Below are 13,087 nucleotides of genomic sequence, written 5' to 3' on the forward strand. Positions count from 1 at the left end.
CGAGGGAGTGTCGCGGCGAGGGCCGGGGCGGGCCCTGCAGCGCCCAGCGGGCCGGCGGTGTCAGCGGGCCGCCCATGCTTCCACCGCTGTCGTCACCGGCGCCCCCGTCCGAGCCGACTCCTCGACCGCCATCGCCAGCAGATGGTCCTGGCAGCCCTCGGCCAGCGGATACGGTTCCGGGCCGGCGTCCCGCACCCATGCGCCCGTGCGGCACAGCAGATCCACTACCGCGAGATCGTCCTCGGACAGGCTCGCGCCCAGATAGTCGTTGCGCCACACCACCCGTCCGTCGAAGGAGATGTGGTGCACCTCGGCGCCTTCCAGATTGAGATCCGTGCCGGTGCGGCGCCGCATCAGAGGGGACTCCACGGGGCTACGTGGATCGGCCATCCGCACCACGGTGTCGTCCACGATCTCGCCGAGTGAGCCGCGCACCACGACGCGGCGGGCTCGCAGCGGATTCCACCACTGGTTGTCCGTGAAGTCGTACAGGCCCGTGCGGGCCGCGCCGAAGTCGAGGAAAGCGAGGGTGGTGACGGCGTCCTTGGGCATCAGGTCGTCCGACCAGCCGCGGGGGGACAGCGGGTCGGCGAGCGGGGCGGTGAAGGCCCGGGCCGTCACCGTCGCGGGCCTGGAACCGACGTCCAACGTGTGCCGGATCAGCGAGATCGCGTGGTACATGTGTGTCGAGGACACCTGGACCGACGTGACCTCGCCGATCAGGCCCTGCCTCACGAGCGCGATACGAGCGGCGTGGCCCGGCATGAGCGGGTACTGCTCAGCAACTTGGACGAGTGCACCGCCGCCGACGCGTGTCGCGCCCCCGACGGCGCCCCACAACTCCCGCAGCCCGACAACGTCGGGTGCCGGCGGCGTTTCGGCGAGGACCGGTACCTCGCGCTCGACGAGTTCTCTTACGACCTCGGGCGTGACGTCCCACGGCACCGACGCGACCACGAACTCCGGCCCGATGCTGCACAGTTCGCCGACCGTGCCGAAGGCGGGTACCCCCCACGCGGCCTCAACCTGCGCGGCCCGTGCGGCCGAGCGCGTTACCACGCCGGCCACTGTCAGCCGTTCCGGCAGCGCCCGCGCCAGCCGTGCGAGGAACGCAGCGCGCCAGCCACTTCCCACGATGCCGAAACGTACGGGTGCCGCGCTCACGTGTCCGCTCCTTCATACATGGGGCCGGGGAGTCCATCTGGGTGCCGACGTGAGGTGATCGCCGCTGTCGGCTCCGGCGCCCCGTGGAACTCGGCGATCAGTTCCGCTTGCGCCAGGGGCGCCGTGGTGTCGACGAGATCGTGCGCGGCAACGACCATGCGGCCGAGGCAGTGGCCCCGCGGGCCGCCATGGCCCACTCCGCGTCGTCATCTCGACGGGTACGTGCGCATTCCTTGGAGCCCTCGTGCGACGCGGACTCGGTGGCCGAGCCGGCGTGAAGCGCAAGCTGCACCGTGTCACACGCTGTCCAGCTCGGCGATTTCCTCGTCCGTCAGCTGCAGGTCCGCAGACGCTGCCGAGTCGCGGATGGTCTCCGGTCGGCTCGCGCCGGGGATCGGAACGACGGTCGGCGACTTGGCGAGCATCCAGGCCAGACAGACCTGCTGTGGGCTGACCCGGTGAGCCTCGGCAACCCGCGCGAACGGTGCGTAAGCCGAACCGAGTTCGCGCGCACGGGAGATGCCGCCCAGAGGACTCCACGGCAAGAACGCGATGCCGAGCTCCTCACACAGCCGAAGCTCCGGCTCGCTGGAGCGAAAGGCAGGCGAGAACTGGTTCTGGACGGAGACCAGGCGGCCGCCGAGGATCTCGTTGGCCTGCCGGATCTGCTCCGGGTTGGCGTTGGAGATACCGGCCATGCGGATCTTGCCCTCGTCGAGGAGCTCCCGCACCGCACCGACCGACTCCGCGTAGGGAATCCTGGGGTCGGGACGGTGGAACTGGTAGAGCCCGATGGCCTCCACGCCAAGGCGGCGCAGGGAGGCTTCACAGGCCTCCTTGATGTGCTTGGGGGAGCCGTCCAGCGTCCAGCTGCCGTCTCCGGGGCGCAGGTGGCCGCCCTTCGTGGCGACGAGGATCTGCGCACCCAGCGCGTGGCGGGCGAGAGCCTTGGCGATCAGGGTTTCGTTGTGACCGACTTCACCGGCGTCCCGGTGATAGGCGTCGGCGGTGTCGATCAGCGTCACACCGGCGTCGAGCGCGGCGTGCACAGTGGCGAGGGAGCGTGCCTCCTCCGGGCGACCCTCGATCGACATGGGCATGCCGCCCAGGCCGATCGCGCTGACCTCGGTGTCACCGATTCGGCGAGTGTGCATGTACTCGAGACCTCTTTCGACTTTCAGGCGGAACTGATGCCGGCCAATACCTGAGCTACGGGACTGCGGCGACGTCGGCACAACCCAGCGTCGTTGAGCAGCAGCCAGGGGTCCAATAGAAGAAGGCGAACGCATTCAGCAGCAAATTCTCTGAATGGGGTGACTTTCACAACGCTCACCGATTGCAGCGCGAGCCCGATCGCGCGCAACGGTATGTCACTGGGCGCGTTCCGACTCCAGGAATCTCGCGGCAGTGCAGCCGCGCGCATGGCTGCCCCCGCTGCACCCCATCAGGCGGTGCACCCGGCCAGGGTCTCCCGCACCACGATCGCCGCGCGCTCCGCATCCTCCCGCGAGACGTCGAGGTGGAACACGAAGCGGAACTGCGGTCCGCCCGTGCACAGCACACCCCTTGCCGCCAGCCGCCCCACCAGGTCCTGCGGCGTGACGCCCGCAATGGCCCGTGCGAACACCATATTGGTGCGTGCCGCGGCGACCTCCAGCCCCGGCACGCCGTCGAGGGCCTCGGCGAACAGGGCGGCGTTCGCGTGGTCCTCGGCCAACCGCTCGACGTGGTGGTCCAGCGCGTACGACGCGGCCGCAGCCAGCACTCCCGCCTGCCGCAAGCCGCCGCCCAGAACCTTCCTCCACAGCCGGGCCTCGCCGACGAATTCCCGCGAACCGAGCAACACCGAGCCCACCGGTGCTCCCAAGCCCTTGCTGAAGCACACCGACACGCTGTCGAAACGCTCCGCGATCTTCCGGGCCCCGTTGTACGGATCGCCGCCGCCGGCCACCGCGGCATTGAACAGCCTGGCACCGTCCAGGTGCGTCGCCAGCCCGTGCTTGTGGGCCACAGCCGTGGCTGCCTCCAGATACTCGGGCTCGATCACCGTGCCGCCGAACGTGTTCTCCAGACACAGCAGCCGGGTCCGCGCGAAATGCGGATCGTCCGGCTTGACCGCTGCCTCGATCCGCGTGAGGTCGAGCGTCCCGTCCTCCCCGTGCGGCAACGGCTGCGGCTGAATCCCTCCGAGCGCGGTCGCACCGCCGCCCTCATGGGAGTAGAGGTGCGCGTTCCCGCCAGCGATGTACTCGTCACCGCGCCCGCAATCGACACCGGTGAGCAGGCACTGGTTCTGGCGAAGATTGCCGAGGCAGCTGCCGCGGCCGACGACCATGATCGCGTAGCGGAACTGACCGAGGTGGTAGTGGAACTCCGTTCCTCGGCCACAACACAAATCTGCTTGTCCAGGCCTTGACGGCGCTGGTGGAGGCGGTGACGGCGACCGGCGACCACGGCCGTGCCGAGACACTCGCCCACGCCATTCCTGAACCTGATCAGCAAGCGTGGACGCTTGCGCAACTGGCCAAAGCAGCCGAACCAGCTCAGGCCGTGCGGTTGATCACCGAGGCATTCCACCAAGGCAGATGGACGATTCCACTGGCCAGTCTGGCCGCGCTGGATCCCTCCGTCGTGCAGATGCTCGCTGATGAGCACGATTCTCGACACACCCTGCGCGCGGCCTCATGCCAGACCCTGGCGCCGCCCTCAGCGTAGTTCCGCACGGCCCCGGCGCCTCGGTGCGCCCCGGCGCGGTCCTGGCCCTGCCGCCCGCCCCGCCCCGTGCGGCTGGCCCTGGCGCGGAATGCGACGGGCGCCGCAGATCGCCCGCCCGCCGGCCCTGGCCCTCGACGAAGCCCCCGCACCCGCCGTCTACGCCCAACTCGCCGCCGATGCCCGTGCTTTGACCCAGCAGCGCGGCCCGCGCAGCTTTCCGCGCACGATGCTCTCTTTTGGCCTCCTCCGCCGCGACCTCGTCGTGGGACCCGAACGACTCGCGATGCTCGGCGACGCCGTGTTCGCCATCGCGATCACACTGCTCGCATTCGAGATCACCGTCCCTGAGGGCCTGCCCGAATCCCATGTCGCCCACGCCGTCCGGGACGCGATGCCCACCGTCGGCGCGTATCTGTTCAGCTTCGCCGTCATCGGCGCGCTCTGGCCGGCCCAGCACGCCCCGTTCCATCTGATCACGACGCTCGACCGCTGGCTGCTTTACCTCTGCTTCGCCCTCCTCGCAGTCGTGGCCACGCTCCCGTTCCCGACCCGGCTGATCAGCGAGTACGGCGGCACGGCGACGGCAACCGGCTTCTATGCGGCGGCGATTGCCCTGAGCATCGCCCTCCTCTGCGGGATGTATCTGCGCCTCCTGACCAGGCCCGCGCTGGCGGCGTCGCATGCTGCGCCCGCGCGGCTGAGGGAGGCGGTCCGCCGCAGCCTCCTGATGGCCCTGGTTTTCGCCGGCTCGCTCCCGGTGGCGTTCTTCTCACCGACCCTCGCCAAGTGCTGCCGGCTGCTGGCGATCCCGGTTCGGCTGCTGTTCCGCGAGGCGCCCACCAGCGCACGGGACCGGCCGAGGAAAGTGCCGGTCAGGAGGGGTAGTCGGCCGGGGCGAGCGGCGATGAGTCGACGGGGCCAGGCGGACGCTTTTGGTGCCGACGGCGCCGCCGAACGCGGTGGGACCGCGCTCGGTGAGATCCAGGCCGCGCCGGGCGACGAGCGACGGCACCGGTCACCGGTCGCCGAAGAATTCCCGCCCGACCTGGCCGGCCGCCGGACTCGCAGCGCTGCGAGGCCTCACCCCCGTATGCCGGTGACGGCAACACCCTCACGGAACGGCTCCTCGGCCATCAGGAAGGCGGGCAGGCCTCGAGCAGGGTGTCGGCCATCGCCACCGCCGCGGGAGATATGGGGAGTTCCGCCGTGGTGGCCAGTGACAGCGTCCACGTGATGGTGGGACTGATCGGAACGGCGCGGAGGTCCGTGTAGCGGCCGGCCGGCGTGGCGGGCATCAGGCTGATGCCGAGCCCGTTGCGGACGAGACCGGCCGCGGTGTCGTAGTCGGCCACCTCGTAGGGGGCGTCCGGGGAGATGCCTGCGGCGGCGAAGGCATCGTCGGTCTCTAGGCGGATACCCCAGCCTGCGGCGAAGCGCACGACCGTTTCCTCGGCAAGGTCCGCCACGTGGATCTGGCTGCGGTCGCCGAGCCGGTGGTCGGGTCGGCAGAGCAGGACCATGGGGTCGCGGGCGACCGGTCGAAGGGTGACCTGCCTCGATGCCGTGGTGGCCGCGACCAGGGCGAGGTCGAGTGAACCGTCCACGACGGCGGCGAGGTGCGCGGCTGTGCCGGTGACGCCCTGGTGCAGCCGAATCGACACCAGAGGATAGCGGGTGTGGAAGCGGCCCAGCGCAGCGGGCAGGTCGAGGGGCCCGGAGGACATCAGGATCCCGAGGTCGACGCTGCCGCCGATCTGCTCCCGGTACGGGGCGACCGAATTCCTCGCGCGCCGGGCTGCGGCCAGGGTGCTGCGGGCCTCGGTGAGGAATGCGGCACCGGCGGGGGTCAGCGTGATCCGGTGCCCGGCCCGGTCGAGAAGCTGCATATCGAGTTCGCGTTCCAGCTTGGCGATGGCCGTCGACACTGCCGACTGCACGACATGGGCCCGCTCGGCACCCCGAGAGAAGCTGCGTTCCTCGGCGACGGCGACAAAGTACTCCAGCTGACGTAGCTCCATCCTCTCAATATCTCACATCGAGATGTTGACCATCTAAAGCTTTCGCTAGACGAGATGAAGCCTCCCGTCTGATGCTTTTCGGCAAGGACGCGGACAGAAAGGAGTCGAGCGATGTCCATCGATCTGACCGAGGAAACGATCACAGACGCCGTTCAGCAGACCTTTGAGGGGTGCACGAACGAGCGCATGCGCGAGGTCTTCGTGACGCTCGTCCAGCATTTGCACGACTTCGCCCGCGAGGTCCGACTCACCAGTGATGAATGGTTCACCGCGGTCGACTTCCTGGAGCGGGTCGGTCGCATCTCCAGTCCGACCCGGCAGGAGTTCGTGCTGCTCTCGGACATCCTGGGGCTCAGCGTCCTGGTCGACCAGATCAACCACGGCAACGGCTCTGCCACCGACTCCACCCTGCTCGGCCCGTTCTATGTGGAAGGCCGGCCACGCGCGGAGAACGGCGCCGACATCTCCGGCGGTGTCGCAGGCATGCCGTTGTTCTTCAGCGGCACGGTGGTGGACCCGGACGGGCGGCCGGTGGTCGGCGCGGACGTGGACACCTGGCACAGCGACAGTGAGGGTTTCTATGACGTGCAGCAGGCGGACAAGCTGCACGGCGAGCCCGCCATGAGGGCGCTACTGGACACGGACGACGACGGACGGTTCTGGTACCGCTCGATCGTGCCGCGGTACTACCCGGTCCCGACCGACGGACCCTGCGGCGAGATCCTCCGCGCCGCCGGGCGCTCGCCGATGCGGCCGGAGCACATCCATTTCTGGCTCCACGCCGAAGGCTACGAACCGCTGGTCACCATGCTGTTCCGCGGCGACGACCCGTATCTGGAGCGGGACGCTGTCTTCGGCGCCAAGCGCTCGCTGGTCGCCGACTTCGTCCAGCACGAGGCCGGCGAGACCGCGCCGCACGGCACCGTGATGTCCGAGCCCTTCCAGACCGTCGAGTGGACCTTCACCCTCGCCCCGGCTCGAGGGTGACCACCCCGCACCGGACGTACCACCCGCTGATCATCAGCCCAGAAAGGACACCTGCGTGCGCGCGCTACGCTTCGACCAGTTCGGAGGCCCCGACGTCCTGCGGGTCGCCGAACTGCCTGATCCCCTGGCCACCGACGGCACGGCCGTGGTCGCCGTCCGGGCAGCCTCGGTCAACCCCTCCGACCTTAAGAACGTCGCCGGCATCATGGAGGGCACGGTGCTGCCCCGCGTGCCCGGCCGCGACTTCGCCGGCATCGTCGTCGACGGTCCACCGCAGTGGCGCGGCGTGGAGGTGTGGGGCACCGGCGGCGACGTTGGCTTCACCCTGGACGGCTCGCACGCGGAGTACATCCGTGTGCCGGTCACCGCACTCGCCCGCAAGCCGGCAGCACTGAGCTTCGAGGAGGCCTCGGCGGTCGGCGTCAACTTCGTGATCGGCTGGCTCGGTGCCGTCGAGATCGCGCACCTGAGCCGGGGTGAGACCGTCGTCGTCTTCGGCATTTCCGGCGGGGTGGGCGGCGCCGTCGCCCAGATCGCGCGGACCCGCGGGGCCCGGGTGCTCGGCGTCGACCGGGTTCCCCCCGCCGACGGCACTCCGGCAGCGGAGATCATCGACGCGTTCGTTCCCTTCACCCCCGACGCGGACGCCGTGGCCGGCACCCTGCTCGCGCACACCGGCGGCCGGGGAGCCGAGGTCGTCTACGACGCAGTCGGCGGCGTCACCACCGCCGCGGCCCTCGCCTCGCTGGCCCAGCGGGGCAGACTGGTGGTCATCAGCGCGGTCGGCACACCCACGGTGGAGATCAACCTGCCGGACTTCTACCACCGCGAGGCCCGGATGCTGGGTGCGGACAGCCGCAAGCTCGACGTTACGGAGTCGGCCGAGCGTCTGGCCGTTCTCACCCCCTACTTCGAGCGCGGCGAGTTCCGGCCACTGCCGGTCGCGCACCAGTTCGGCCTCGATGAGGGACACAAGGCCTACACGGCGGTGGCGGAACAGGTTTCCGGCCGCGTCGTCATCGTTCCCTGAGGCCGCCCACGACCACTAAGAAAGGCGACGCCATGACGCGCTGCGCCGGCGCCCGTATCACCGTTCTCGACGAGAACTTCATCGACATCCTTCTGCCGTCGACCCCCCGCGTACGCCGCTACAACATGGATCAGCACTTCAATTCCCGGTATGGCGAACTGCTCGCCGAGAACGGGTTGTGCTTCCTCGTGGAGACGTTCACCGAGGGCAGCTCCACGACGATCCTCTTCGACGCCGGGCTGACCGCCGACGTCGTGCTGCACAACGCGCACCACCTCGGCGTGGACCTGCACGAGGTGGAGGCGGTGGTGCTCAGCCACGGCCATCCCGACCACTTCGGCGGCATCAACGGAGTACTCGAGGCGATCGGCCATCCGACCCCGGTGATCGCACATCCCGACGCGTTCGACCCGCGGATGATCGTCAAACCGCACACCACCCTGCCGATGATCAACATCGGGCTGACACGGGAGGGAATCCGGACATCGGGCGGCCACCTGATGGAGGCACGGAACTCCATCCCGCTCGGCCCTGGCCTGCTCACCTCGGGCGAGATGCAGACCACCGCAGACTTCGAGTTCGAAGCCCCCGCCGGACGGCTGTGCGTCCACGCCGACGGCCGCGTCGAGGCGGACAACATCAACGACCACCAGGTCCTCGGCATCGACGTCGAGGGTCACGGGCTGATCGTCATCGACCCGTGCGGACACCGCGGGGTCGTCAGCTCGATCGAACACATGCGAGCCCTCACCGGCACCGACACGCTCTACGGCGTCCTCGGCGGATTCCACACCGGACACCCCGGCATCAGCGCCAACCGGATCGACAACACCGCCAAGGCCCTCGCCGCCTACGAGCCGCGGCTGGTCGCTCCCATGCACTGCAGCGGATTCCCGCTCAAGAAGGCCGTCGCCGACCTCGTCCCAGACGCCTTCGAAATCGTCACCGCCGGCACGGTGCTCACCATCGGTGACGTGCCGCCCGACACCCGTATCTGGCGCTGACGACACGCCGTCCGAGTAACGAAAAAGGTCAACGATGACTCATAGAACGCTCATCAAGGGTGGCACGATCTACAGCGTCGATCCCGACATCGGGGAACTGCCCCGCGGTGACGTGCTGGTGGAAGACGACACGATCATGGCCGTGGCCGAGCACATCCCGGCGACGGATGCGCACATCATCGACGCCACCGACCGGATCGTCCTGCCGGGGCTGATCGACACCCACCGGCATCTGTGGCAGGCCGCGCTGCGGCAGCTCGCGGCGGACTGGACCCTCGGCCAGTACATCGACCACATGCTGCTGGAACTGGGGCCGAGGTTCTCCCCGGACGACGTGTACGTGGCCGAACTGCTCGGCGCGATGGAGGCCATCGATGCCGGTGTCACCACCGTCATGGACTGGGCCCACATCATGCGCAGCCCGGATCACGCCGACGAGGCCGTACGCGGACTCGTCGACTCCGGCATCCGGGCGGTGTTCGGTTACGGCAACCCCGGAGGGCCGCCCGCCGACTGGTACGCCCGTGACGTGACAAGGGTGGCGGAGCGCTACTTCTCCTCCGAGGGCGGACTGGTCACGTTCGCGCTGGCCAGCATGGGTCCGGAGTTCGGGCCGGTCGAGGACACGCTGTCCGATCTCACACTGGCCCGCGAACTGGGCATCCGCGCCTCGATGCACGTGGGCGTCGGCGCACTGGGCAAGCAGCGGTCGATCACGGAACTGCACCGACGCGGTCTGCTGGGCCCCGATCTGATTTACGTCCACTGCAACACCTGCACCGACGCCGAACTGCGGCTGATCGCCGACACCGGGGGACATGCCTCGATCTCGCCACGCGTGGAGATGCAGATGGGTCACGGTTATCCGGCGACCGGGCGGCTGTGCGCGGCGGGGGTGGTGCCGAGCCTGAGCATCGACGTGGTCTCCGGAGTGGGGGGCAGCCTCTTCGCCGAAATGCGCGGCACTCTCGAAGCCGAGCGCGGCTGGCAGCACCATGCCGCGCTCTCCCGCGACGAGACGCTGTCGGAGCTGACGATCAGCACCCGGGACGTGGTCCGCATGGCCACGATCGAAGGCGCGCGCACCCTCGGGCTGGAAAGCAGGATCGGGTCGCTGACCCCCGGCAAGCAGGCCGACATCATCCTGCTCGACACCGACCGGCCGAACCTGTCGCCCGTGAACAGCGTGTCCGCGGCCATCACCCTCGCCGACAACGAGAACGTCGACACCGTGCTGATCGCAGGCCAGGTGGTCAAGCAGGGCGGACGGATATCCGGGCACGACCTGCGGGCTGTACGAGGACGCGCACACAGTTCCCGGGACCGCCTTCTGGAGTCCTGGTCCGGCCCCCGCTCCACGGCCGCATCGGCGGCCCAGCCTCGCGCCTGACCCGTACCCCGGCGACGCGCGATCGACAACGACGAGGTTGTTTCATGGACACATCACCCGACACCGCTCCCGCCGATCAGATCTTCCTCAACGGGCTGGTCTGGCCGGGCGGTGCCCGACAGGTGGGACCCGAACCGACCGCACTGGCCGTGCGCGACGGGAGGGTGGTGGCGTACGGCAGTGACGCGGAGATCCGCGCCTTGTCCGGCAGCCGGTCGGCCACGGTCGACCTGCGTGGCCGCCGCGTGATTCCCGGCCTGATCGACGGCCACATGCACGCCGTGCGCGGCGGCGCGACCTGGGCGAGCGAACTGCGCTGGACGGACGTACCCGACCTGCCGACGGCGCTCGCCAGGCTTCGCGCCGCAGTCGAGACGGCGCGCCCCGGGGAATGGATCCGGGTCGTCGGCGGGTGGCACCCCTGCCAGTTCGCCGAATTGCGCGAGCCCACGCGTGCCGAGTTGGACGCACTCGCTCCGGACCACCCGGTGTACGTGCAGGCGCTGTACGAGGTGGCGGTGCTCAACTCGGCGGCGCTCCACGCGGCCGGCATCGACGCCGCCACCCCCGACCCCGACGGCGGTCACCTCGAGCGCGACCCGGTGACCGGCGAGCTCACCGGCAGGGTGTTCGGCATGGGCGCGTTCAACCGCGTCCTGGGCGCCATTGCACCTGTCACACCGGAAAGGGAACGACGCTCCACCGCGTCGATGCTGGCCGACCTGCACGCCCTCGGGTTGACCGGAATCGTCGACGCCGGCGGGTTCGGCATGCCGCCGCAGCGGTACGAGCCGCTGTTCGCGCTCTGGCGCGACGGCGGTCTGTCGATGCGGATGCGGCTGTTCCTGTCCGCGGCGGACCCCGGGCAGGAATACAAGCAACTCGAGGAGTGGATGCGGCACACCCCGCCCCGGTTCGGCGACCCGATGCTGCGCTTCGCGGGCATCGGTGAGGTGGTGCACTACGGCTGCCACGACTTCGAAGGGCTCGAGGAGTTCTCGATCTCCGACGACGCCGCCGAGGAGCTCCAGCGGATCTCCTACCGCGCCGCCGAACAGGGCTGGCCGATGAACATCCATGCGGTGCTCGACGAGTCCATCGACAGGATCCTGACCTGCTGGGAAGCGGTGAACGAGCGGATCCCGCTGCGGGGGCTGCGGTTCTCGCTGTCCCACGCCGACCGCATCAGCGCGGGCAACCTGCGCCGGCTCGCCGCGTTGGGTGCGGGTGTGGTGCTGGACGACCACCAGGTCTTCAAGGCCGGCTTTTCGGAGGCGGCCTGGGGCGACGGTTCGATGACCGCAACACCGCCCATCGCGGACATGATCGCCGCCGGGATTCCCCTGGCAGCCGGTACCGACGCCACCCGCGCCTCCTCCCACAACCCCTGGTTGTCGTTGTGGTGGCTGATCACGGGAAACTCCGCGGACGGCATTCCGCGACGCGCCGCTCGCCACCGGATGTCCCGGGAGCGTGCCCTGGAGTGTTACACCACGGGCAGCGCCTGGCTCAGCTACGAGGAAAACACTCGCGGGCGTCTGAGACCCGGCACGCATGCCGACTTCGCGGTTCTCAGCGAGGACTGCTTCGCCGTGCCGGAGGACCGTATCCCCGGGCTCTACTCCGAGCTCACCGTGGTGGGAGGCAAGATCGTCCATACCACAGGAACCCTCGCCTGACGGCCGTCATCAGGGCGTTAGGCATTCGGCACACGTGCACGACGAAAGAGCCGTCCCATGACCTCAGACACCGGGCGCCCCCTTCGGGCCGACGCACGGCGCAATCGAGAGAAGATCCTCTCCACCGCGATACGCGTCTTCGCAGAACAGGGACTGGACGCGCGCCTCCATCGCATCGCCGAGGAAGCGGGCGTGGGAACCGGCACTCTCTATCGGAACTTCCCGACCCGGGAAGTCCTTATCGAGGCCGCCTACCGCAGCGAACTGAGCCGGCTGTGCGACTTTGTCCCCGAACTCCTGGCGACCCTGCCTCCGCACGAGGCACTCCGCGTCTGGATGGGCCGTTTCGTCGACTACGCCACCGCCAGACTGGGGATGGCCGACACCTTGCGTACCTTCGTCGACTGCGGCTTCAACGCCTGCGGCCACAGCCGCGAGTTGATGATGACCGCCCTTACCTCACTCTTGAACGCCGGGTCCGCCGCGGGCACCATCCGGTCGGACATCGGCGCGGCCGACATGTTCGTCGCCCTCACGGGCGTCGCCCTGGCCTCGGGAAAGCCCGAACAACGCCAGCAGGCCGAACGCCTCCTCGACCTCATTCTCAACGGCTGCGCGACGGACCAGCGGGCCTGAGCGCCGCAGTTCGGCGGGGCTTCCCACGGCACGACGAAGCCGTGGCCCGGGCCAGTGAACTCCGCCGCAGATCGAGCACCTGACTGCTGGGTCGGCGAGATGAATGGACCGTCCAGGAGTGACGCGTGACGGGTGTTTCGCCCGATTAGTAGCTGTGGATGCGGCATCAGATGATCAAGGTTGTTGAGACCGAAGATCAAGAGCTGAGGCCGCGTTCGCGTGTCATCATCACTGATTGACGTCCTCGTGCGCCACTGCAAGGGCGCCGACCCGCCGCGCCTGCCTACTGCCGAGCAGCAACTGCCCACTCTGGCCGGGGTGTTGAGCTCCGTGCCGTATCCGCGTCGGGCGCGGGGCCGTCGATACCAGCTAGTGTCGTGCGCCGCAAATCACACGGGTAAGTTGCTACCTGTTTGGCGGACTGATTTTGGTGAGGTAGTCGGCGAGAGATTTCAGGATCTCGT

The 13,087-nt window shown here is 69.0% G+C and carries 12 protein-coding genes; 8 read left to right on the forward strand and 4 right to left on the reverse strand.

Annotated elements, in window-relative coordinates:
* Positions 1–60: 60 nt before the first annotated feature.
* From ABT186_RS40960 to ABT186_RS40970, 3 genes are all read right to left on the reverse strand, one after another.
* Positions 61–1,164 (reverse strand): Gfo/Idh/MocA family oxidoreductase, encoded by a 1,104-nt coding sequence (locus ABT186_RS40960; RefSeq protein ID WP_351231980.1) that lies wholly within the window; start codon positions 1,162–1,164, stop codon positions 61–63.
* Between the two features lie 296 nt (positions 1,165–1,460).
* Positions 1,461–2,318, reverse strand: a complete 858-nt coding sequence (locus ABT186_RS40965) for an aldo/keto reductase (RefSeq protein WP_351929442.1) — start codon at positions 2,316–2,318, stop codon at positions 1,461–1,463.
* Between the two features lie 290 nt (positions 2,319–2,608).
* On the reverse strand, positions 2,609–3,499 hold the full coding sequence (locus tag ABT186_RS40970; RefSeq protein ID WP_351231984.1) for a GntG family PLP-dependent aldolase: 891 nt from the start codon (positions 3,497–3,499) through the stop codon (positions 2,609–2,611).
* A 77-nt stretch (positions 3,500–3,576) separates the two neighbouring features.
* Here ABT186_RS40970 and ABT186_RS40975 point away from each other — a divergent pair, with 77 nt between their 5' ends.
* Together ABT186_RS40975 and ABT186_RS40980 are read left to right on the forward strand one after the other, a co-directional pair.
* The gene (locus ABT186_RS40975; RefSeq protein WP_351929444.1) at positions 3,577–3,879 is read left to right on the forward strand and encodes a hypothetical protein; all 303 of its coding nucleotides are present in this window, start codon (positions 3,577–3,579) and stop codon (positions 3,877–3,879) included.
* Positions 3,880–3,967: 88 nt separating this feature from the next.
* Complete coding sequence (locus ABT186_RS40980) at positions 3,968–5,113, forward strand: TMEM175 family protein (RefSeq protein WP_351929446.1); 1,146 nt, start codon at positions 3,968–3,970, stop codon at positions 5,111–5,113.
* On the opposite strand, the gene ABT186_RS40985 is transcribed toward ABT186_RS40980, so the two are convergent.
* Positions 5,013–5,897, reverse strand: a complete 885-nt coding sequence (locus ABT186_RS40985; protein ID WP_351231986.1) for a LysR family transcriptional regulator — start codon at positions 5,895–5,897, stop codon at positions 5,013–5,015. The two genes, ABT186_RS40980 and ABT186_RS40985, sit on opposite strands and share 101 nt — an antisense overlap.
* A gap of 111 nt (positions 5,898–6,008) precedes the next feature.
* On the opposite strand from ABT186_RS40985, the gene ABT186_RS40990 reads away from it, so the two are divergent.
* Genes ABT186_RS40990 through ABT186_RS41015 form a run of 6 tightly spaced genes read left to right on the forward strand, consistent with a single transcriptional unit; the run spans position 6,009 to position 12,623 of the window.
* Positions 6,009–6,884 (forward strand): dioxygenase family protein, encoded by an 876-nt coding sequence (locus ABT186_RS40990; RefSeq protein WP_351231987.1) that lies wholly within the window; start codon positions 6,009–6,011, stop codon positions 6,882–6,884.
* Between the two features lie 55 nt (positions 6,885–6,939).
* Positions 6,940–7,914, forward strand: a complete 975-nt coding sequence (locus ABT186_RS40995) for a quinone oxidoreductase family protein (RefSeq protein ID WP_351929448.1) — start codon at positions 6,940–6,942, stop codon at positions 7,912–7,914.
* 32 nt (positions 7,915–7,946) lie between these two features.
* A complete protein-coding gene (locus ABT186_RS41000; RefSeq protein ID WP_228620823.1) occupies positions 7,947–8,918 on the forward strand; it encodes an MBL fold metallo-hydrolase in 972 nt (323 codons plus the stop codon).
* Positions 8,919–8,952: 34 nt separating this feature from the next.
* Positions 8,953–10,308: an amidohydrolase family protein gene (locus ABT186_RS41005; RefSeq protein WP_351231990.1), complete on the forward strand. Its 1,356-nt coding sequence runs from the start codon at positions 8,953–8,955 to the stop codon at positions 10,306–10,308.
* A gap of 44 nt (positions 10,309–10,352) precedes the next feature.
* On the forward strand, positions 10,353–11,987 hold the full coding sequence (locus tag ABT186_RS41010; protein WP_351929450.1) for an amidohydrolase: 1,635 nt from the start codon (positions 10,353–10,355) through the stop codon (positions 11,985–11,987).
* 57 nt (positions 11,988–12,044) lie between these two features.
* Positions 12,045–12,623, forward strand: a complete 579-nt coding sequence (locus ABT186_RS41015) for a TetR/AcrR family transcriptional regulator (RefSeq protein WP_351231994.1) — start codon at positions 12,045–12,047, stop codon at positions 12,621–12,623.
* Positions 12,624–13,087 lie beyond the last annotated feature (464 nt).

It is taken from the genome of Streptomyces sp. NPDC001634, from assembly GCF_040298185.1.
Lineage (GTDB): Bacteria > Actinomycetota > Actinomycetes > Streptomycetales > Streptomycetaceae > Streptomyces.

Excerpts from the sequence above, each read along its gene's own strand:
- ABT186_RS40990 (WP_351231987.1), top strand. The coding sequence starts at position 6,009 with ATGTCCATCGATCTGACCGAGGAAACGATCACAGACGCCGTTCAGCAG.
- ABT186_RS41015 (WP_351231994.1), top strand. The coding sequence starts at position 12,045 with ATGACCTCAGACACCGGGCGCCCCCTTCGGGCCGACGCACGGCGCAAT.
- ABT186_RS41005 (WP_351231990.1), top strand. The coding sequence starts at position 8,953 with ATGACTCATAGAACGCTCATCAAGGGTGGCACGATCTACAGCGTCGAT.
- ABT186_RS40985 (WP_351231986.1), bottom strand. The coding sequence starts at position 5,897 with ATGGAGCTACGTCAGCTGGAGTACTTTGTCGCCGTCGCCGAGGAACGC.
- ABT186_RS41010 (WP_351929450.1), top strand. The coding sequence starts at position 10,353 with ATGGACACATCACCCGACACCGCTCCCGCCGATCAGATCTTCCTCAAC.
- ABT186_RS40965 (WP_351929442.1), bottom strand. The coding sequence starts at position 2,318 with ATGCACACTCGCCGAATCGGTGACACCGAGGTCAGCGCGATCGGCCTG.
- ABT186_RS40980 (WP_351929446.1), top strand. The coding sequence starts at position 3,968 with ATGCGACGGGCGCCGCAGATCGCCCGCCCGCCGGCCCTGGCCCTCGAC.
- ABT186_RS40970 (WP_351231984.1), bottom strand. The coding sequence starts at position 3,499 with ATGGTCGTCGGCCGCGGCAGCTGCCTCGGCAATCTTCGCCAGAACCAG.
- ABT186_RS41000 (WP_228620823.1), top strand. The coding sequence starts at position 7,947 with ATGACGCGCTGCGCCGGCGCCCGTATCACCGTTCTCGACGAGAACTTC.